23 protein-coding genes and 1 tRNA gene are annotated in these 19642 nt (G+C 72.1%); 13 read left to right on the top strand and 11 right to left on the bottom strand.

Annotated elements, in window-relative coordinates; all coding sequences use genetic code 11:
* Positions 1–31 precede the first annotated feature (31 nt).
* The 5 genes from KAG51_RS07960 (at position 32) to KAG51_RS07940 (ending at position 4104) form a co-directional block, all read left to right on the top strand.
* Positions 32–694, top strand: coding sequence for a response regulator transcription factor (locus KAG51_RS07960; protein ID WP_290582399.1), 663 nt, complete (start codon positions 32–34; stop codon positions 692–694).
* Between the two features lie 35 nt (positions 695–729).
* Positions 730–2019, top strand: a complete 1290-nt coding sequence (locus tag KAG51_RS07955; protein ID WP_290582397.1) for a HAMP domain-containing sensor histidine kinase — start codon at positions 730–732, stop codon at positions 2017–2019.
* Between the two features lie 114 nt (positions 2020–2133).
* Positions 2134–2808 carry a VTT domain-containing protein gene (locus tag KAG51_RS07950; protein WP_290582395.1) on the top strand — a complete coding sequence of 225 codons (675 nt, stop codon included), beginning with the start codon at positions 2134–2136 and terminating at the stop codon, positions 2806–2808.
* A gap of 75 nt (positions 2809–2883) precedes the next feature.
* Positions 2884–3351 (top strand): DUF2231 domain-containing protein, encoded by a 468-nt coding sequence (locus tag KAG51_RS07945; RefSeq protein WP_290582393.1) that lies wholly within the window; start codon positions 2884–2886, stop codon positions 3349–3351.
* A gap of 36 nt (positions 3352–3387) precedes the next feature.
* Complete coding sequence (locus KAG51_RS07940; protein ID WP_290582391.1) at positions 3388–4104, top strand: VIT family protein; 717 nt, start codon at positions 3388–3390, stop codon at positions 4102–4104.
* 16 nt (positions 4105–4120) lie between these two features.
* Here KAG51_RS07940 and KAG51_RS07935 read toward each other — a convergent pair whose 3' ends face one another.
* Positions 4121–4327: a hypothetical protein gene (locus tag KAG51_RS07935; protein ID WP_290582389.1), complete on the bottom strand. Its 207-nt coding sequence runs from the start codon at positions 4325–4327 to the stop codon at positions 4121–4123.
* A 62-nt stretch (positions 4328–4389) separates the two neighbouring features.
* A complete protein-coding gene (locus KAG51_RS07930) occupies positions 4390–4674 on the bottom strand; it encodes a WhiB family transcriptional regulator (protein WP_290582387.1) in 285 nt (94 codons plus the stop codon).
* 203 nt (positions 4675–4877) lie between these two features.
* Between KAG51_RS07930 and KAG51_RS07925 the strand changes: the two genes are divergently transcribed.
* On the top strand, positions 4878–5951 hold the full coding sequence (locus tag KAG51_RS07925; RefSeq protein WP_290582385.1) for an aromatic acid exporter family protein: 1074 nt from the start codon (positions 4878–4880) through the stop codon (positions 5949–5951).
* On the opposite strand, the gene KAG51_RS07920 is transcribed toward KAG51_RS07925, so the two are convergent.
* The gene (locus KAG51_RS07920) at positions 5930–6514 is read right to left on the bottom strand and encodes a hypothetical protein (RefSeq protein ID WP_290582383.1); all 585 of its coding nucleotides are present in this window, start codon (positions 6512–6514) and stop codon (positions 5930–5932) included. The genes KAG51_RS07925 and KAG51_RS07920 overlap by 22 nt on opposite strands.
* An 84-nt stretch (positions 6515–6598) precedes the next feature.
* On the opposite strand from KAG51_RS07920, the gene KAG51_RS07915 reads away from it, so the two are divergent.
* The gene (locus tag KAG51_RS07915; protein WP_290582382.1) at positions 6599–6901 is read left to right on the top strand and encodes a DUF2277 domain-containing protein; all 303 of its coding nucleotides are present in this window, start codon (positions 6599–6601) and stop codon (positions 6899–6901) included.
* 22 nt (positions 6902–6923) lie between these two features.
* On the opposite strand, the gene KAG51_RS07910 is transcribed toward KAG51_RS07915, so the two are convergent.
* The gene (locus KAG51_RS07910) at positions 6924–7541 is read right to left on the bottom strand and encodes a 2-phosphosulfolactate phosphatase (protein WP_290582380.1); all 618 of its coding nucleotides are present in this window, start codon (positions 7539–7541) and stop codon (positions 6924–6926) included.
* Positions 7542–7644: 103 nt separating this feature from the next.
* On the opposite strand from KAG51_RS07910, the gene KAG51_RS07905 reads away from it, so the two are divergent.
* Positions 7645–8808 (top strand): zinc-binding dehydrogenase, encoded by a 1164-nt coding sequence (locus KAG51_RS07905; RefSeq protein WP_290582378.1) that lies wholly within the window; start codon positions 7645–7647, stop codon positions 8806–8808.
* Positions 8809–8844: 36 nt separating this feature from the next.
* Here the strand turns inward: KAG51_RS07905 and KAG51_RS07900 are convergent, their stop codons facing one another.
* Positions 8845–9108 (bottom strand): hypothetical protein, encoded by a 264-nt coding sequence (locus KAG51_RS07900; protein WP_290582376.1) that lies wholly within the window; start codon positions 9106–9108, stop codon positions 8845–8847.
* A 229-nt stretch (positions 9109–9337) separates the two neighbouring features.
* Between KAG51_RS07900 and KAG51_RS07895 the strand changes: the two genes are divergently transcribed.
* Entirely contained in the window at positions 9338–9640 is a 303-nt protein-coding gene (locus tag KAG51_RS07895) for a type II toxin-antitoxin system VapB family antitoxin (RefSeq protein WP_290582374.1), read from the top strand.
* Positions 9637–10149 carry a LytR C-terminal domain-containing protein gene (locus KAG51_RS07890; RefSeq protein ID WP_290582372.1) on the top strand — a complete coding sequence of 171 codons (513 nt, stop codon included), beginning with the start codon at positions 9637–9639 and terminating at the stop codon, positions 10147–10149. Before KAG51_RS07895 ends, KAG51_RS07890 begins: the two co-directional genes overlap by 4 nt.
* 26 nt (positions 10150–10175) lie before the next feature.
* Here KAG51_RS07890 and KAG51_RS07885 read toward each other — a convergent pair whose 3' ends face one another.
* A complete protein-coding gene (locus KAG51_RS07885; protein ID WP_290582370.1) occupies positions 10176–11654 on the bottom strand; it encodes a potassium/proton antiporter in 1479 nt (492 codons plus the stop codon).
* 252 nt (positions 11655–11906) lie between these two features.
* Here KAG51_RS07885 and KAG51_RS07880 point away from each other — a divergent pair, with 252 nt between their 5' ends.
* Positions 11907–12890 (top strand): GDP-L-fucose synthase, encoded by a 984-nt coding sequence (locus KAG51_RS07880; protein ID WP_290582369.1) that lies wholly within the window; start codon positions 11907–11909, stop codon positions 12888–12890.
* A 190-nt stretch (positions 12891–13080) separates the two neighbouring features.
* Here the strand turns inward: KAG51_RS07880 and KAG51_RS07875 are convergent.
* Positions 13081–13154: transfer RNA gene (locus tag KAG51_RS07875), tRNA-Pro, on the bottom strand.
* A gap of 29 nt (positions 13155–13183) precedes the next feature.
* Positions 13184–14086 carry a metallophosphoesterase gene (locus KAG51_RS07870; RefSeq protein WP_290582367.1) on the bottom strand — a complete coding sequence of 301 codons (903 nt, stop codon included), beginning with the start codon at positions 14084–14086 and terminating at the stop codon, positions 13184–13186.
* Positions 14087–14151: 65 nt separating this feature from the next.
* On the opposite strand from KAG51_RS07870, the gene KAG51_RS07865 reads away from it, so the two are divergent.
* Positions 14152–14613: a GatB/YqeY domain-containing protein gene (locus tag KAG51_RS07865; protein WP_290582365.1), complete on the top strand. Its 462-nt coding sequence runs from the start codon at positions 14152–14154 to the stop codon at positions 14611–14613.
* Positions 14614–14622: 9 nt separating this feature from the next.
* Here KAG51_RS07865 and KAG51_RS07860 read toward each other — a convergent pair whose 3' ends face one another.
* A complete protein-coding gene (locus KAG51_RS07860; RefSeq protein WP_290582363.1) occupies positions 14623–16770 on the bottom strand; it encodes a transglycosylase domain-containing protein in 2148 nt (715 codons plus the stop codon).
* 225 nt (positions 16771–16995) lie between these two features.
* Between KAG51_RS07860 and KAG51_RS07855 the strand changes: the two genes are divergently transcribed.
* On the top strand, positions 16996–17256 hold the full coding sequence (locus KAG51_RS07855; RefSeq protein WP_300234699.1) for a WhiB family transcriptional regulator: 261 nt from the start codon (positions 16996–16998) through the stop codon (positions 17254–17256).
* Positions 17257–17277: 21 nt separating this feature from the next.
* Here KAG51_RS07855 and KAG51_RS07850 read toward each other — a convergent pair whose 3' ends face one another.
* Both KAG51_RS07850 and KAG51_RS07845 read right to left on the bottom strand, forming a co-directional pair.
* Positions 17278–18468, bottom strand: coding sequence for an ArsA-related P-loop ATPase (locus KAG51_RS07850; protein WP_290582359.1), 1191 nt, complete (start codon positions 18466–18468; stop codon positions 17278–17280).
* Positions 18469–18535: 67 nt separating this feature from the next.
* On the bottom strand, positions 18536–19504 hold the full coding sequence (locus KAG51_RS07845; RefSeq protein ID WP_290582357.1) for an ArsA-related P-loop ATPase: 969 nt from the start codon (positions 19502–19504) through the stop codon (positions 18536–18538).
* Positions 19505–19642: the final 138 nt, after the last annotated feature.

The following is a 19642-nucleotide window of genomic DNA, read 5'->3' as shown; positions in this document are numbered from 1 at the left end:
CACGGGTCCGGCGTGGGGCACCATGGACGACGTGACCCGCATCGGCATCTGTGAGGACGACGTCGCCGTGCGCCGCGTGCTCACCGACGCCCTGACCCTGCACGGCCACGACGTCGTGATCGCCCGCAACGGCCAGGAGGCGGTGGCGAACCTCGGAGCCGGGTCCGGCGTCGACGTGCTCGTGATCGACATCGGCCTGCCCGACGCGGACGGCCGCGACGTGTGCCAGGCGCTGCGCGCGTCCGGCCAGCACGCCCCGGTGCTGTTCCTGACCGCGCTCGACGCCCTCCACGACCGGGTCTCGGGATTCAACGCCGGCGGCGACGACTACGTCGCCAAGCCGTTCGCCGTCGCCGAGGTCCTCGTACGGCTGGAGGCGCTGACGCGCCGTGCGCGCGCAGTCCCCGAGACGACCACCGGCCTGCACCTGGACCCGGGCCGCTTCGCGGTGCGCCACGGCGACCTCGAGGAGCGGCTGACCCCCACCGAGTACCGGTTCCTGGCCACGCTCGCCGCCCAGCCCGGCACGGTCGTCCGGCGCCGCGCCGCGGTGGTCGCCGCGTGGCCCGACGGCACGATGGTCAGCGAGAACACGATCGACTCCTACGTGCGGCGCCTGCGGGTCAAGCTCGCCGCCGTGGAGTCGCCCGTCCGGCTCGAGACCGTGCGCGGCGTCGGGTTCGTGCTCCAGTGAGACTCTGGCGCCGGGCCGGGCTGCGGAGCCGGATCGTGCGCTCCACCGCGCTCGTGACCGCGGTCGCGATGGCCTTGGTGGTGACCACGGTGCTGCTGGTCCTGGCCGCCTTGACCCGCGACAGCGTCACCAGCTCTCTCGAGGACCGGCTCGATCTCGTGCTCGCGACCGCGCAGGCCGGTGACGGTGACTCGGGCCCGGGACTCGACGCCCCGGACGACGCGATCGACGAGGCCGTCTGGGTCTTCGACGCGACCGGGCAGCAGGTGCGGGGACCCAACGCCGGGCGCAACGTGCAGGAGACCGCCGAGTCGTTGGCCGACGTGACCCGGCGGACCAGCCTGGAGCGACGCGAGCGCCTGTACCTGGCCGCACCGGTTCCGGCGTCGACGTCCGGCGACCCGGCCGGAGTCGTCGTCGTGTCGGAGTCGCTCGAGCCGTACGAGCGCACGCGTAACGTCGTCGCGATCGGCCTGGTGGCGCTCGGGGTGATCGTCACGGCCGGATCGAGCGCGAGCGCGGCCTGGACCGTGCGGCGGGCCCTGGCGCCGGTCGGGTCGATGGCGACCCGCGCCGAGGAGTGGAGCGAGCACGACCTCGACTCCCGGTTCGCGACGGTTCCGGGTCGTGGGGACGAGATCGCCGTCCTGGGCGAGACGCTCAACCTGCTGCTCGACCGGGTCGCCGGGGCGCTGCGCGGGGAGCAACGCCTGACGGCCGAGCTCGCGCACGAGCTGCGCACGCCGCTCACCGCACTGCGTGGCGAGGCCGAGATCGCGCTCATGATGGAGCCCCAGGAGCGTGTCGCCGAGCGGCTGCGGGAGGTCATCGCCCTCGTGGAGCGCATGAGCACGACGATCACGACGCTGCTGGACGTGGCGCGCGGCGAGGGTGATCGCGGTGCGACGTGCGACCCGCTCGAGATCGCCCGCGCGGTCCTGGCCGATCAGCACGAGCGGTCGGGGGTGAGCATCCGGGTCGACATCGGCGACGACCTCCCGGACACGGGTGCGCCGCTGGCCCTCGCCTCCCGAGCCCTGGCGCCGCTCGTCGACAACGCCGTGGCTCACGCCTCGAGTGGCGTCACCCTCACAGCGGCCGTGCGGGACCGGCGGATCGAGATCAGCGTCACCGACGACGGTCCGGGGGTCGTGGCCGAGCTGGGTGAGGCGCTGTTCACCCCGGGCGTGCACGGTCCGGGCAGCACCGGTGCCGGCCTCGGACTGGCCCTCGCGCGACGCGTGGCGCGCTCGCTGGGCGGCGACGTCGTGCTGACCAGCGACCGTGATCCCACGGTCTTCACGCTCACGCTGCCCCAGTCCTGAGGCCTAGTCCTGAGCTCCAGTCAGGTGGCGTGCAGGTTCGAGCGGCCACGGTGGTGCCATGACCGAGACCTCCGCTGACGAACGTCGCCCCCGCACGTGCCGCGGGGGACTGGCATGACCGCGTTGCTGACGCCGGCCCTCCTGGTGCTCGGGCCGCTGGCGTTGCTGCTCGTGATCGCGGTCGTGTTCGCGGAGACCGGCCTGCTGGTCGGGTTCTTCCTCCCGGGGGACTCGCTGCTCTTCATCACCGGAGCCCTGGTCGCCGGTGGGGTGATCCACCTGCCGATCTGGCTCGTCGCCGCTGCGGTGTGCGTCGCCGCCGCGGCCGGCGACCAGGTCGGTTACCTCGTCGGTCGCCGCTGGGGGCCGCGGGTCTTCGCACGCCCCGAGTCGCGGCTCTTCCGGCACGAGCACGTCGCCGTGGCGGAGGAGTTCTTCGTCAAGCACGGTCCCGTCGCGGTGATCGCGGCGCGGTTCGTCCCGGTCGTGCGCACCTTCACGCCGGTCGTCGCCGGTGTCGCCCTGATGCGCCGCCGCCGCTTCACGACCTACAACGTGGTGGGGGCGTTGGTCTGGGGGACCGGCATCGTCATGACGGGTTTCTTCTTCGGCGCGATCGCGTTCGTCGCCCAGCACATCGAGCTCATCACGATGGGCCTCGCGGCGTGCTCGCTGGCGCCGGCAGCCTTCGCCGTCCTGCGTGGGCGCCGGCGCCGCCGCGCCGTCGCGTCGCCGCCAGCCGTCCAGTCAGGTGACGTGCAGGTTCGCGCCCCCAGGGTGGCGCCATGAGAAATCCCCGCCACCTCGACCGTCAGACGTCCCCCGTGCGCCCGAGCCGCCGGCGTCCCCTGACCGGAGGACCCCATGCCTGAGACCGCGTTCGGTCTGCCGCTGCATCCGCTCATCGTCCACGGCACGGTCGTGATCGTGCCCCTCGCGGCCGTCACCGTCCTGCTCGCCGTGCTGTGGCCCCGGTTCCGCCGCTGGGCCGGTCCTCTGCCCGCGGGGCTTGCGGTCGTGGGTCTGGTCCTCGTCCCGCTGTCGACGTCCTCGGGCGAGAACCTCGAGCGCAGTGTCGCCGAGACCAGGCTGGTCGAACGGCACGCCGAGCTGGGCGATCAGCTTTTGCCCTTCGTCGCCGTCCTGGCGGTGGCGGCGATCGGGCTCTGGTGGGCGGGACGTCGGGAGCGAGTAGCCTCCTCGTGGCCGAAGGCCGTCGTGGCCGTCCTGGTCGTGCTGGCCGTGCTGGGATCGATCGGCGTGGCGGTCCAGGTCGTGCGCATCGGGCACAGTGGTGCCGAGGCAGCCTGGAGCGACGTCGGGACCTCCTGAGCCACCGGCCAGCCCGCAGCACCACGAGGAGAGACCATGACCGTTTCCGGAGCACACGAGGACGAGCCGCATGACGCCGCGATGGGCTCGCGGCTCAACTGGCTGCGGGCCGGTGTGCTGGGCGCCAACGACGGCATCGTCTCGACGGCGGGCCTCGTCGTGGGGGTCGCCGGTGCCTCGGCCGGGCGAGGGGCGATCTTCACGGCCGGCCTCGCCGGCCTGACGGCTGGCGCGGTGTCGATGGCCCTGGGCGAGTACATCTCGGTCAGCAGCCAGCGCGACAGCGAGCGGTCGCAGCTCGACCTGGAGGCGCGCGAGCTGCGTGACTCGCCGGAAGAGGAGCTCGAGGAGCTCGCCGGGCTCTACGAGGCCAAGGGGCTCTCGGCCGAGACGGCACGTCGCGTGGCCGAGGAGCTGACGGCCCACGACCCGCTCGCGGCCCACGCCGACATCGAGCTGGGCATCGACCCTGATGCGCTGACCAGCCCCCTGCAGGCGGCCGCGGCCTCGGCCGTCGCGTTCACCCTGGGCGCGGCGCTGCCGCTCGCGGCCATCATGCTCGCGCCGGAGGCCTGGCAGGTCCTCTCGACCGTGGCGATCGTGCTGGTCGCCCTCGCCCTGGCGGGGCTCATCAGCGCCCGACTCGGGCACAGCAGCCCGCGCCTGGCCGTGGCCCGTGTCGTCGTGGGCGGAGCCGCCGGCCTCGCCGTGACCTACGCGATCGGCCGGCTTTTCGGCACGGCGGTGGGCTAGCGTCCGGCCCCGCTGCTTACCGCAGCACAATCGCGAGGGTCAGCGCCAGCAGGACTATGGCGGCCCCGAGGCCGGTACCCAGGGTGGCGACGGCGAGGCGTCGCATGCCTGACGTGTGGTCGACATCGCCCGAGGCGTAGGCGATCATCCGGATTGCGCCGATCGGCAGGAACCAGGCCGTCGCGATGAAGCTGAGGGCCCACGTGATCTCCAGGGCGTCCATGGCTCGGGCGTACCCCCGCGGCGACGGAGCATGCGGCGCATCTGGGGGCGCGCCGCGGCGCGTCAGCTGGCCTGCGGGAGGCGATGCAGCTGCTCGCGCTCCTCGACGGTCAGACCGCCCCACACGCCGTACGGCTCGCGCACCGACAGGGCGTGCTGGCGGCACGCGTCGATCACGGGGCAGCGGGCGCACACGGCCTTGGCACCCTGCTCGCGCAGGTGCTTGGCCGCACCGCGCTCGGCCGTCGGGGAGAAGAAGACCGACGAGTCCAGGCCCATGCAGGCAGCCGAGTGCTGCCATTCGTAGACCTCGATCAGGGGCAGGGGAAGACGCTTCAGGTTCGGCATGTGAGGCTCCAGCTTGCGGGTGATGCGCTGGCCGACGTGGCCATGTCCCGTGCACTCGAGACTGATGACGATCGTACGCAAAACTTGTTCACTTCGTCCAGTCGGTTGAACAAGTTCTTCGTCGGGGCTCAGTCGTGTCCCCTTCGCGGGGGCGTGTGCCGGCCGCCACGCTTGTGCCCGGCTCGACGGGGAACCCCTCCCGCATGAGCTCGACCCATCGACCCGTCGCTGACCGCCTGGCGCAGGGGCGCGACGCCCTGGCGCGGCACCCCCGGGGGCCGCGCGCGGCGAAGGCGGCCGCCGCGGCGGTCCTGGCCTGGCTCGCGGTCCAACCGCTCGGAGGCGCGGCCGACGAGTACCCGTACTACGCGCCGCTCGGGGCGGTGATCGCGGTGTCGTCGACGGTGGCGGACTCCGTGCGCGCGTCGCTCCAGGGAGTGGCGGCGATCCTGCTGGGGGCGACGATCGCGGTGACGGTGGGCGCCGTGGTGCCGGTGGTGCCCGGGCTGGCGCTCGTGGTGCTCCTCGGCACGGTCGCCGCGGGGTGGTGGCGGCTCGGGGAGATGGGCGACTGGGTGCCGATCTCGGCGTTGTTCGTGTTGATCATCGGCAGCAGCGGACTCCTCGACTACCTGACGGGCTACGTCGTGCTCACCGGGATGGGGGCCGCGGTCGGCGTGCTGGTCAACGCGGTGCTGCCGCCGATGCCGCTCACGCCAGGGGATCGTGAGCTGAGCGCGGTGCGCGAGGCGCTGGCGGCCCAGCTCGACGACCTGGCCGGCGGCCTGCGCAGCGACGAGCTCCCGAACCAGGAGGCGTGGCTCGAGCGCCACCACGACATCCGGCCGCAGGCGCGCGCCATGGGGCTTCTCGTCGCCCAGTCGACGCAGGTGCGCCGCGTCAACTGGCGGGCCCGTCGCTGGCAGGACCGCGCTGACCGCCAGGCCGAGCACGCCCGGGCGCTCGAGCGGCTCTCCTTGGTCGTCGACGACCTGGCCGGCCTGCTCGTGCGCAGCGAGAACGCGGACCGCGAGGTCGTGGCGCTCGGCCCCCGGCTCCGAGGGCCGGCGGCCTCGGCGATGGAAGCGGTCGCCGCGGTGCTGCGCGACCAGGGCGAGGATGGTGAGGAGTCGCGGTCCGAGCTCGTCGGGGAGGCCGACGCGGCGGTCGAGGAGCTGGCGGATGTGGTCGCCGACCGGATGCGCGCGGGGGTCACCGACGTGCTGGAGGCAGGAGCCGTCGTGGTGGCGCTGCGTCAGCTGGTCGCGACCGCCTGAGCGGCATGCTGCGGTCGCGCGAGGGCCAGCCATCCCCAGCCGGCTGCCAGCAGCACCATCGCCAGGACGCCCCACGGGCGGTAGACGTGCTCCTGCCAGAACATCACGGCGCCCACGGTCACGAGGACGGCGCCGGGGGCGGCGCGCAGGATCCCCAGCTGGCGCGCCGCGACCGCGACCGCGACGGCCGAGGCGGCGAAGTAGGCGTAGCTGCCGATGTCACCGAGGTCGCCCGCGACGCGAAAGAGCGTGCCGAGACCGACGCCGCCGTCGTGCTTGACAGCGCCGGTGGCGATGCCGGCGATCACGTCCAGGCTCGTGTAGAAGCACGCGTAGACGAAGGCGAGGACGCCCGCCACGACGCCCGCCGCACGGTTCGCGCGTCGCGCCACCAGCCACGGTCCCAGGGCCAGCAGCGGGAAGACCGGCAGGAGCACGGTGTGCATGACCTGCCAGTGGTGGGCCGCCTCGAACGTGAGACGGGCGGGATGAGTCATCCCGACGGCCGCGATCGCCAGGGGTGGCAGCGACGCGGCGAGGAGGAGGCGGACGCGGTCGTTCATGCCCTCACGGTAGGTCGGCGGAGCAGTTCGCGCCGATGGTCACGATCCGTGACGCGGGCATCGCGCGCGACCTACCGTCGGAGCATGTGCCGGAACATCCGGGTCCTTCACAACTTCGACCCGCCCACGACCGACGACGAGGTCCGCGAGGCCGCGCTGCAGTTCGTCCGGAAGGTCAGCGGGTCGACCCGCCCCTCTCAGGCGAACGTGGAGGCGTTCGAGCGGGCGATCGACGAGATCGCGCTCGCGACACGCCACCTGCTCGACGACCTCGTGACGCGGTCGCCGCCCAGGAGCCGTGAGCGTGAGGCGGCCAAGGGGCGCGAGCGGCACGAGAAGCGGATGGAGCGCGAGGTGCGCATCCGGACCGGTCAGACCGCGTCCTGAGCCGGTTCCGTCACTGCGCAGGTCACGGGGCCGGGACGAATCCCTGTGACCCGAGGAGGGGGACCGTGCGCGAGCCGTCGACCTCGGCGGCGCGGTCCAGCGCGTCATCGAGGCCCGCCGCGAGGCAGAGCTGCCCTCCGGCGCTCGCGAGCAGGTGCGACCCCTCCCGTCCGACGATGAGCCGATAGGCGTCGGCTGCCGCGGCGGCCTCGGGCGACAGGCCGCGCCAGTCGTGGTCCTCCAACGCGGCGAGGATCGCGCCCGCTCCCCAGAGATCCTCGACCGCCGGACGCAGCGACCCGTCCGGCCACGCGTCGCCGCTCGCGATGACCGCGACGGTCTGCACGTCCTCGTCGTGCTCGCGCGCCAGCCAGTCGGCGACCGCTCGGGCGTTGTGGAGCGAGCCGGCCACGACCGTGGTGACGCGCGGAGCCAGGTCGAGGGCGAGGCGGCCGGCGGGTCCGGAGGTGTCGACCGGCCAGACGGCCGCGCCGGCGTCCAGTCCGTGGGTCACGTCGGTCGAGGCGTGCAGCACGTCGACCACGACCACGACGTCGACCCCGTCGGCGACGGCGGCGGCGCCGCTCGCGCCCCACTCGAAGCGCACGGTGTGCGCGAGCTGTGCCAGGGCCGGGTCCATGCAGGCCAGTCTGCCTCGGCCGGGGTCAGATACGAATCTGTACTGAAGTGCGTGACCCGCACCACGTCGCGGGCTAGGCTCGCGCTCGAACCGGAGGTCGCCCATGCGCGCTGTCGTGTGTCATCAGGAACAGCTCACCGTCGAGGAGGTGCCCGATCTGGAGCCCGGCCCGGGCCAGGTGCTCGTCAAGGTCCTGCGGGCCGGCATCTGCGGGTCCGACCTGCACGCTCGTCACCACTCGCAGATCACGCACGACACCGTCTCGGAGGTCGGCTACCACGACTTCATGACCCCCGAGGACCGCGTCGTGATGGGGCACGAGTTCGTGGGTGAGGTCGTGGCCTACGGCCCGCGGACCCACGGTCGCTGGCCCGCGGGGACCCGGGTCGTCTCACTCCCGCTCGTGCGCACCGGGCACGGCCTGCAGATGACCGGGCTCACGCCGCGGGCCGGCGGCGGCTACGCCGAGCACGTGCTCGTCTCCGAGGCCGTCACGATGGAGGTGCCGGAGAACGTCCCGGTCGACCACGCCGCCATGACCGAGCCGCTCGCCGTCGCGTGGCACGCGGTCCGCAAGGGCCGGGTCGGTCGCAAGGACACCGCGGTCGTGATCGGCTGCGGTCCGATCGGGCTCGCCGTGATCCTGATGCTCAAGGCGTCCGGTGTGAAGAACGTCGTGGCGAGCGACTTCTCCGCGGGCCGGCGCGATCTCGCGCGGCGCTGTGGGGCCGACGTCGTGGTCGACCCGTCGGTCGAGTCGCCGTGGGACCGGTTCACCGCCGACCGGCGCTACGTGACCGACGCTCCCAGCTTCATGGAGCTCGGGATGTCGACGATGGAGAAGCTGCGCCGGGTGCCCAGGCTGCCGTGGTGGCGCGCGTTCCAGATCGCCGAGAAGCTCGGTGCACTGCCGACCGGGCCCGTCGTGTTCGAGTGCGTCGGCGTGCCCGGCATCATCGAGCAGATCAGCACGGCCGCCCCCCTCCAGAGCAGGATCGTCGTGGTCGGGGTCTGCATGGAGCCCGACACGTTCCGGCCGGTCATGGCGATCAACAAGGAGCACGAGCTCCGCTTCGCCTTCTGCTACGACCCCGCGGAGTTTCGTCAGGTCCTCGTGTGGCTCGCCGACGGCACGGTCGATCCCTCCCCGCTGCACACCGGCACCGTGGGGCTGGACGGAGTGGCGACGGCGTTCGGCCAGCTCGGCGACCCCGAGCAGCACGCCAAGATCCTGGTGGACCCGGCGAGCGCGGTCACGCGCGCCTGAGCCCAGGTCGGCGGTGCCTCGCTGGCAGGGACCGCCTCAGCTGGTCGTCGTCGACGACTGCTGTGTGGCGTCGGAGTGGGAGGAGGCGCCCGGCTCGTCGCGCGGCGGGGGCGGCGTCGAGGACGCGTCTGCGTCCGTGGTGCTGCCCGCACGGAGCGCCGGGGGACCGATCACGGCCTGCTTGACGAGGTCGTACGCGTGCGCGACTCCCGCCAGCGCTCGGTCCGAGGCCTCGACCCAGGACAGTCCCTCGCCGAGGTTGCGGTGGAGGAGTGTCAGGTAGAGCGACGGACGGGACATAGGGTCAACCTTACGTTCCACCGCCGGACATGACGCACACCCCGTTCCCTCGTCGTGGCGTGCGCGGGGTGGGGCCCGTCGGCTGACGGGCTCGCCCGGGTCTGCCCCGCCCCGCCTGGGCCGACCGGCCTGGTCCACCCGGTCTGATCCACCCGGTCTGGCACGCGCGACGCTCCCGGTGCGGCGCTGCCGACCGGGATCACCAGGGGTGGTCTCCTAGACTGTCGCCGTGATCTTCCGGGAGGTGGCTGAGGGGCGTCCGTACCCCGAGCACTCCCTGAACGCCTCGGGCTGGGCCGAGATCTCGCCGAGCCAGGTGCGCCTCGACGACCTCACGACCACCAAGACCACGCTGCACCTGGCCCACCTGCTCGACGACGACTCGACCTACTTCGGCGACCTGTTCGCGCACGTCGTCAGCTGGCAGGGTCGGCTCTACCTCGAGGACGGTCTGCACCGGGCCGTCCGCGCCGCGCTGCAGCAGCGGCACATGCTGCACGCCCGGGTCTACACGATGGGAGCGCGTCGATGAACCGCATGACGAACCTGCTGGCGACGGTCGTGGCCCTGGGACTGTTCGTGGGTGGTGGGGTCGTGGGCTGGAACCTGCTGACGGCCAAGGCCGAGACGATCGCCGGACCGACGTGCACCGAGCGGCGGGTCGAGCCAGGTGAGGCGCTGACCCCCAATCTCGTGCAGGTCAACGTCCTGAACGCGTCGGGCCGCGGAGGTCTGGCCAACCGGGTCAGCATCAACCTGCAGCGGTACGGGTTCCTCGAGGGCGGCATCGCCAACAGCGAGAGCGAGATCCCGGTCGACCACGTCGCGATCTTCACCGACGACCCCGAGGACCCGATGGTCCAGCTCGTGGCCCAACAGTTCCAGGTCGCCCCGCAGATCGTGGCCCCGGACGTCCCGATCGATCCCGACGGGGTCACGGTCGTGGTGGGCCCGAGCTACACCGACCTCAACCCCGCCCCGCCGACCGAGATCGCCGCCACGCGGGCTGTCGACGTGTGCGTGCCGCTGGCCGAGCTGTAGGCCCTCGGCTCCTCAGGCGCCGGGGTTCACGGCCCCCACCCGGCGAGCCGTCCGTGCCGGGCGACCTGGCTGAGTCGACGCTCGACCCGGTCACGCACGTCGCGTGAGCTGACGATCAGCATCTCGTCGCCCGCCATGATGCGGGTCGCGGGAGTGGGCACGATCGTGCGCTCGGCGCGCACGATGAGCGACACCATGGCGCCCGTGGGCAGGCGGAGCTCGCCGACCTCGATGCCGGTCAGCCGCGACGCCGGGGTCACGCGCACCTGCAGCAGATCGGCCGAGACCCGCTCGAGCGGGGCCGACTCGATCTCCACCTCACGCACCTCGCCGAGCACGCCGCACCACCGGGCGAGCACCCCCAGCGGCGCGGCCTGGGCCAGCGTGTAGACCACGACGGCCACGAACACGATGTTGAACAGGTCGCGCGATCCGGGGACATCGTTGGCGAGCGGGATCGTGGCCAGGATGATGGGCACGGCTCCGCGCAGGCCTGCCCAGCCGATGAACGCCTGCTCCCGCCACCCGATGCGGAACCACACCGCGCACACCGCGATCGACAGCGGGCGGGCGACGAACGTCAGGATCGCCCCGGCGGCCAGGCCCATGCCGACGTGCCACGCCGAGAACTCGTCCGGGTTCGCGAGCAGTCCCAGCATCACGAACAGGGCGATCTGGGCCAGCCATCCGATCCCCTCGACGAACGACCGGGTCGCCGTGCGGTGCGGCAGCTCGGTGTTGCCGAGCACGAGCGCGGCCACGTAGACCGCGGCGAAGCCGGAGGCGTGGATGCCGGCGGCCGAGGCATACGCCAGGATCGCGAAGGCCAGCACGACGAGGGGGTACAGGCCCGAGGCGGGCAGCGCGACCCGGCGCAGCAGCCAGCCGCCCGCGGCGCCGACCGCGGCGCCGATCCCGATGCCGACGACGATCTCGTACGCGATGAGCACCGCGAACGCGGCGGCACCGCGATCGGCGAGGTCACCCGAGCTGATCGCGACGACGAGCACCACGATGGGTGCGTCATTGAGGCCGGACTCGGCCTCGAGCGTGCCGCTCACGCGGTGCTTGAGGGGCACGGCCCGCAGGACCGAGAAGACGGCGGCGGCGTCGGTCGGGGTCAGCACCGCGGCGAGCAGCACCGCGAGGGTCCAGTCGAGCCCGAGGAGGGCGTGGGCGCTCACGGCGACGACGAGCACGCTGACGACCGACCCGAGGGTCGCAAGCAGCAGGCCGAACCCGATGGACGGGCGCACGTGGGCCCAGTTCGTGGTGATGCCGCCCTCGGCCAGGATCAGCATGAGCGCGGCGAACCCGAGGGACAGGGCCAGGTCGACATCGTTGAACTCGATGCCGAGTCCGTTCGTGCCCAGCAGCAGACCGAGGCCGAGGTACATCAGCAGCGACGGCAGACCAGCCGTGACGGAGAGGCGCACCGCCAGCACCGCGACGATCAGGACGGCGGACCCGATCAGGAGAAACCGGTCGAGGTCGTGGACGTCCATCCGCGCCCTCCCCGGCTCGAAGTCGTGAGGGCGCGAGTGTATCGGCCCGGCCCGCGCAGGCGGCAGGTCCGGGGCGTTCCGCGGCGACGGCCGGCGCCGCTCGCCTAGACTCGCCGCGGGCCGCCGGGCCCTTCGACCCCACCGAGCGCGAGGTGCGATGAGCGAGACGGCGTTGATCACCGGCAGCACGGGCGGTGCCGGCAGTGCAGCCCGCAGGCGCGACCAGGTCGAGCCCGCGTCCTGGGGCACGGCATGAGCCGCGCCGCCGACGGGGTGGAGTTCACCCCGGGCCGGTTGGACCGCGATGCGCGGTTCTACGTCGCGGGCGTTCGCGGCATGGTCGGCTCGGCGATCGTCCGCAAGCTCACCGCCGAGGGATTCACCGACATCGTGGGACCGACCTCGGCCGAGCTCGACCTCAAGGACCGTGAGGCGGTCTTCGACTGGTTCGCCCGCACCAAGCCCGCGTACGTAGCCCTCGCCGCGGCGAAGGTCGGCGGGATCCTGGCCAACGACACCTACCCGGTCGACTTCCTGTCCGAGAACCTGCGCATCCAGGTCAACGTCCTGGACGCCGCTCTCGAGCACGGTGTCGAGCGGCTGATCTTCCTCGGCTCGTCCTGCATCTACCCCCAGCTCGCCGACCAGCCCATCACCGAGGACGCCCTGCTGACGGGGCACCTCGAACCCACCAACGACGCCTACGCGATCGCCAAGATCGCCGGCATCCTGCACGTCCAGGCCGTCCGCCGCCAGTACGGCCGACCCTGGATCAGCGCGATGCCGACCAACCTCTACGGCCCGAACGACAACTTCAGCCCTCAGGGCTCGCACGTGCTGCCGGCCCTGATCCGCCGCTACCACGAGGCCGCCCGCGCCGGCGACGCCACCGTCATGAACTGGGGCACCGGCACCCCGCGCCGCGAGTTCCTCCACGTCGACGACCTCGCCTCAGCCGTCGTGCACCTGCTCGAGCACTACGACGGACCCCAGCAGCTCAACGTCGGCACCGGCCAGGACGCCTCGATCGCCGAGATCGCCGCCGCCATCGCCGATGTCACCGGCTTCACGGGCGCCACCCAGTGGGACACGAGCAAGCCCGACGGCACCCCCCAGAAGCTTCTCGACGTCTCCCGGCTCGCCCAGGCCGGCTGGACCGCCAGCATCACCCTCCACGACGGCATGCGCACCACCTATGAGTGGTACCTCCAGAACGCCGACCACCTGCGCGAGTGAGCCCGCGGCCCTCCGCCGATCCCGCTCGACACCACCAGATGTGCGAGCAGAAGCTGCCTTGACAGTGCGTCTCATCGGCCGTTGCGCGCACATCTGCGCGGCCGCGGGCTGGAGATCACCGCGGAAATCCTGTCACCGCGCCACACGACGCAAGGGCCCACCGACGCAGTCGGTGGGCCCTTGCTGTGTGTCGGGGTGACAGGATTTGAACCTGCGGCCTCGTCGTCCCGAACGACGCGCGCTACCAAGCTGCGCCACACCCCGGCCGCCGCTCATGAGCGACCCGGACGAGTCTACCCAGTCAGGGTGAGCAGTGTCGCCTCGGGTCGACACGCGAACCGCACGGGCACCGTCCGGTTCGTGCCGAGACCCGCCGAGACGTGCAACCACGACGGCTCGTGACCGGCGACGCGGTGGGTGTGCAGGCCCTTCGCGCGCTGGGTGTCGAGATCGCAGTTCGTCGAGAGCGCGCCGTAGAACGGCACGCACAGCTGCCCCCCGTGGGTGTGCCCGGCGAGGATCAGGGGGTACCCCAGGCTGTTCCACCGGTCGAGCACGCGCAGGTACGGGGCGTGGGCGACACCGATCGCGAGGTCGGCCGTGCGGTCGGCGGGAACCTCGTCGAGCTCGTCGTACTCCAGGTGCGGGTCGTCGACACCGACGAACGAGAGTCGACGATCGTCGATCGTGAGCGTGTCGTGCCGGTTCGTCAGGTCGACCCAGCCCCGCTCCGTGAAGGCCTGCCGCATCTGCTCGAACGGCAGGTCGCGTTCGCGGGCCCAGTCGCCGCCGGCCGCGACGCCGGAGCCGCCGCGGAGATAGCGGAGCGGATTCTTCGGGACGGGGGAGAAGTAGTCGTTCGAGCCGAACACGAAGACGCCCGGCACGTCCAGTAGCGGCTCGTAGGCGTGGAGCACGGCCGGGAGGGCGTCGGCGTGCGACAGGTTGTCGCCGGTGTTGACGACGAGGTCCGGCTCGAGCTCGGCCAGGCTGCGCAGCCAGGCCTGCTTGCGACGGTGCGACGGCAACATGTGGGCGTCCGAGAGGTGCAGCACGCGAAGAGGGCGCGATCCTGGCGCCAGCACCGGCACCGTGAACTGACGCAGGGCGAAGGCGCGGACCTCGACCACGGCGCCCCACGCGACCGCGCCGAGTCCGAGAGCGGTCGAGGCCAGCAGGGCGTCACGGGCTCGCATGCCTCCAGCCTTGCACACCGGGCGCAGTCGGGCCGGGGCCACAGTTCGTGCGCGACAATGGCTGCATGTCCGCTCTCAAGGAACGCCTGCGCGCCGATCTCACGACTGCCCTGAAGGCGCGCGACGCCCTCACGGTCTCGACCATCCGACTGGCCCTGGGGGCGATCAGCACCGCCGAGGTCGCCGGCACCGAGGCGCGCGAGCTGGGCGACCAGGAGGTCGTGGAGATCCTCACCAAGGAGGCCAAGAAGCGGCGTGAGTCCGCCACGGCCTTCGAGGAGGGTGGACGTCCCGAGCTGGCGCAGAAGGAGCGCGACGAGGCGGCGATCCTCGCGGTCTACCTGCCGGAGGCGCTCGACCAGGAGGAGATCGTGGCGATCGTGACGGCCGCGATCGAGCAGGCTGGCGCGGCCGGCGAGGGCATGAAGGCCATAGGTCGGGTCATGGGCCTGGTGCAGCCGCAGGTCAAGGGCCGTGCCGACGGCGGCGTCGTCGCCGCCGAGGTCAAGCGCCAGCTCGGCGCCTGAGCCTCACCCTCAGGGAGCCGGCGGCGGGGCCGGGTCGGCCGGCGTCTCCGGCGACGACGGGGCCGAGGTGTCCGAGGGCCGCGGCGAGGGCGGGTTCGGCGAGGGTCGGCGCTGCGGCGGTGAGGCGAAGTCGACCGGGCTCAGGTAGTCCTGGATGACCTTCATCGCGTCGGCCCACATCGGACCAGCGACCGAGCTGCCGGCCGCGTTGCCCCCGCGGAGCGGGATCGGGACACCGTCGGCGTCGGCGCCGGCGACCATCGCGGCCGTGGCCAGCTCCGGCGTGTAGCCGACGTACCAGACGGCCTTGGCGTCCTGCGTCGTGCCGGTCTTGGCCGCGGACGGGATGCGCAGCCCGGTGCCCTTGGAGTAGCCGAAGCCACCCGGCTCCTGCAGGCCGCGGGTGATGTCGTTGATCTGTGCCGCGATCTCGTCGGAGAGGATCCGGGTGCACTCCGGCTCGTACGCCTTGACGACCTCGCCGTCCAGGCCGACGATCTCCGAGACCGGCTGCGGGGTGCAGTACATGCCGCCGGAGGCCGCCGTGGCGTAGGCCGCGGCCATCTGGAGGACGTTGGTGTCGGTGACGCCGAGCGTGAAGGACGGCACCTCCTGGTTCTCGGGGACCTTGATGCCCATCGACCGGGCCATCGAGACCGTCTCGCACAGGCCGACCTTCGCCTCGAGCTGGGCGAAGTAGGTGTTCACCGACAGCCGCAGGCCGGTGTACATGTTCATGTAGCCCGAGGACGTCGAGTTCTTGACGGGATACGGGTCGGTGCCGCGGCCCTGGCAGTCGAAGTAGGTGCCGCGCGGGATCGTGAGCTGCGCCGGGGAGTTGAAGCCGGTGCTGACCGGCAGGCCCTCGTTGAGCGCTGCCGCGACCGTGAAGAACTTGAAGGTCGAGCCGCCCTGGAAGCCGTTGGAGTTGCCGTACTCCTTCGGCACCGCGAAGTTGACGTACGACTGGCCGGCGGCCTTGTCGCGGCCCATGGGTCGCGACTGGGCGATGCCGCGCACCTTGCCGGTGCCGGGCTCGACCATCGCGAGGGCGCCGATCTCGGGGTCGGTGGGGTCGACGCGATTGGCCACCGCGGTGTTGGCTGCGGCCTGCATGTTGAGGTCGATGTTGGACTTGATCGTGAGTCCACCGCGCTCGAGCCGCTCGCGACGCTCCTCCGGGGTGTCGCCGAGCGCCGGCTCGGCGAGCAGGTAGGTCTGGATGTAGGCGCACGAGAACGCGGCCGAGGACGAGACGCAGCCGTTGGGGAACTCGGTGACGTTCAGCCCGAGGTCGCTGGCCTGCAGCTCCTCGGCCTCCGCGTCGCTGAGCTTGCCCTGCTCGTCCATCACCGCCAGGACGGTGTTGCGTCGCTGGAGCGCCTTCTCGGGGTAGATGTTGGGGTCGTAGTCGACAGGGTTCTTGACCAGGCCCGCGAGCATGGCCGCCTGCGGCGCGGTGAGCTGGTCAGGGGTGACCGAGAAGAAGTGCGTGGACGCGGCGTAGATGCCGTACGCCCCGTCGCCGAAGTAGGCGATGTTCAGGTACTGCTCGAGGATCTCGTCCTTGGAGTACTGCTTCTCCATGTCGATCGCGAGCCGCAGCTCGCGCACCTTGCGCGACACGGTCTGCTCGGTGGCGGCCTTCTTCTGCTCGTCGGTGCGGGCCTGCTGCAGGAGCGTCATCTTGACGAGCTGCTGAGTGATCGTGGACCCGCCCTGGGTCGTGCCGGTGGCGGAGTTGGTGACGAACGCGCGCAGGGTGCCCTCGACGTCGAGGGCACCGTGCTCGTAGAAGCGCTTGTCCTCGATCGCCAGGATCGCGTCCCGCATGACGGGCGCGATCTGGTCCAGTGGGACGTCCTGCCGGTTCTCGTCGAAGAAGTACGCGATGAGCTGGCCGTCGGACGCCAGCAGCCGGCTCGTCTGCGGGTTGGTGGACGCCGGGAGCGACAGCGGCAGCTCCATGATGTCGTCGGCGGCGCGCGTGAGCGTGTAGGTGCCGAGCGCGGCGGCAGGGGCCACGATCGCGGCGACCAGCAGGCCGCCGATCGCGGCCAGGCGCAGCAGGGCGACGGCGGCGGCGCCGCGCGAGGGAGGTCGTGGCTCGTCGCGCACGCGGCGGCGCAGACGGGTCGCGGCGGTGCCGAAGTCCATGCCTGGAGGATACGGGACCTCACCGCACGGAACCGGTGGACGAGCTCGGTCCGCGCGTGCCCCGGGCATCCGGAGCGGCCTCGTGAGGGCGTTTTCGCCGGATCTGGTTCGAAAGAACTAGGTGAAACTCCTCAACCGGCCCTGCCGGAGGTCCTCAGGAGTTTCATACGGTCGTCTCAGACACCTTGGTCCCGTTCGGGTCGGGACCACCTCGGGAGGTTCGACATGATGTTTGACACCAGCTGGGCCGGCCAGGCAGCCTGCCGCGGACGCACCGACGAGCTCTTCGTGAAGGGCGCTGAGCAGAACCGTGCGAAGACGATGTGTGGCGGGTGCCCCGTCACGGCCGAGTGTCTCGCCGAGGCCCTCGACAACCGCATCGAGTGGGGCGTGTGGGGTGGCATGACCGAGCGCGAGCGCCGGGCCCTGCTGCGGCGTCGTCCCAACGTGACGCAGTGGCGTCGCGTGCTGCAGCCCGCGGGCTGACCTCCGCTCGGCCGGTGCGGCTCACCGGCCGAGCAGGTCGCCGATCCGCCGCAGGCCGTCCAGGTCGTGCACGTCGGTCGACAGCGCGGTGACCGGCACGTGCGGCACGCCCGGGTGGGACCGGGTGAAGCCGTCGCGCTCGCGCTGCTCGCGGGCCGCTGTCGCGAGCCGCTCGGCATGGACGTCGAGCAGCTCGGCGACCTGGCGCTCGGTCGTGCCGCGCTTCCTGAGCCGGCGTGCGACCGCTCGGGCGTCGTCGAGCTCGATCGCGGACGACACGTCGTCGTGCACCCGGTTGACCACCAGGCCCGCCAGCGGCATCGCATCGCCGGCGAGGCGCTCGACGAAGTACGACGCCTCGCGCATTGCCGCAGGCTCGGGCGCCGCCACGACGAGGAACGCGGTGCCGGGTGCCTGGAGGAGCGCGTAGGTCGACTCGGCCCGTTGGCGGAACCCGCCGAACAGGGTGTCGAACGCGGCCACGAAGGTCTGGACGTCGGTCAGCACCTGCGCGCCCAGGACCTTGTTGAGCGCACTCGTCACGAGCCCGAACCCGGCGCTGAGCAGTCGCGCGGGTCCCTTGGCCGGAGCCAGCAGGAGCTTGATGAAGCGCCCGTCGAGCATTGAGGACAGCCGTTCGGGGGCGTCGAGGAAGTCGAGGGCCGATCGTGACGGCGGCGTGTCGACGATGATGAGGTCCCAGTCGCCCTGGGCGTGGAGCTGCCCGAGCTTCTCCATCGCCATGTACTCCTGCGTGCCGGCGAACGAGCTCGACAGGGCCTGGTAGAAGGGGTTCGCCAGGATCTGCGCCGCCTTCTCGGGGCTCGCGTGGGCCTCGACGACCTCGTCGAAGGTCCGCTTCATGTCGAGCATCATCGCGTCGAGCGAACCACCGTCCGCCCCGGCGCCCGCGACGGCCCGGGGGGTGTTGTCGAGCTCGGTCAGTCCCATCGACTGCGCCAGGCGGCGTGCCGGGTCGATCGTCAGCACGCAGACCGCCCGGCCGGCGTCGGCGGCGCGCATCGCGAGCGCCGCCGAGGTCGTGGTCTTGCCGACGCCGCCGGAACCGCAGCACACCACGATGTGGGTCGAGCGGTCGGCGATCAGCGCGTCGACGTCGAGACGCCCCGCGTCGTCGTGGGCCCCGACGACCCGTGCCGGAGAGCGCGGGCGACGTGGGTCCGGCGCCGTCCGGGAGGTCCGCGGGCTCATCGCGTCAATCCCTGTACGGAGCGGGCCCGGCGGTGCGGGCGGCGGTCGTGCGGGCGTCGGTGGGTGGTCATGCGACCCCTCCCTCGTGCAGGAGGCCGGCCAGCTCCATGAGCCCACCGAGGCCCACGTCGTCGAGCAGCGGGAGCTCTGTCGTGGCGGCGGGAGAGTCCTGCAGCAGGGCGCGCTGGCTCTGCTGCAACGCCTGGCGCTCGAGGTGGCCGCGGCCCTCGTCGAGCAGAGCGGTGGCCGCGGCGGGGTCGAGCCCCGCGGCGGTCAGCGTGGCGGCGACCGTCTCGGTGTCGAGAGAGGCGTCGCCGAGGGCCGTGGCCGTGTCGTCGGAGAGCAGGGCCCGTCGCACGAGATTGACGACCACGTGACCGACGGGCAGATCGGCCGCCGCGAGGTCGGCGATGCCGTCCAGCGTCTCCTGCACGGGCATCTCCTCGAGCACCGTGACCAGGTGCACGCGGGTCACGTCCGAACGCATCATGGCCGTGATCGAGTCGGCCTGGCGGCGGATCGGCCCGACCTTCGCCAGACCGGCGACCTCGGTGCTGACGTTGAGGAACTGCCGGATGCGACCCGTGGGAGGGGCGTCGATCACGATCGCGTCGTACTGCGGACCGGTGTCGCGCTTCTCGCCGCGACGGCGGGCGATCTCGTAGACCTTGCCCGTCAGCAGCACGTCGCGCACCCCGGGGGCGATCGTCGTGGCGAAGTCGACGACGCCGAACTTGTCCAGCGCCTTGCCCGCCCGACCGAGCCGGTAGAACATCTCGAGGTACTCCAGCAGTGCGGACTCGGCGTCGATCGCGAGGGCGAAGACCTCACCGCCGCCCAGGCCCGCCGCGACGCGACGCTCCTCGTACGGCAGCGGGGCGACGTCGAGCAGCTGGGCGATGCCCTGCCGGCCCTCGACCTCGCACACGAGGACGCGCTGACCCCGATCGGCCAGGGCGAGCGCGAGGGCCACGGCGACCGTGGTCTTGCCCGTGCCGCCCTTGCCGGTGACGACGTGGAGCGCGGTGGACGACACGCTCGCAGCCTAGCGAGCGGCGGCGGATCCGCTCGGTGAATCGGCGGGATCTGAACCGTTTCCCGCGAATCCGCACTGTCAGAGGTGGGGGCGGTAGCGTGACGCGACCTCAGACCCTCGAGACCCCCGGGAGCCGTC

The sequence above is a fragment of the Aeromicrobium sp. genome, assembly GCF_023146395.1.
Classification (GTDB): domain Bacteria; phylum Actinomycetota; class Actinomycetes; order Propionibacteriales; family Nocardioidaceae; genus Aeromicrobium.
This window is presented reverse-complemented; position numbering and strand designations above follow the sequence as displayed.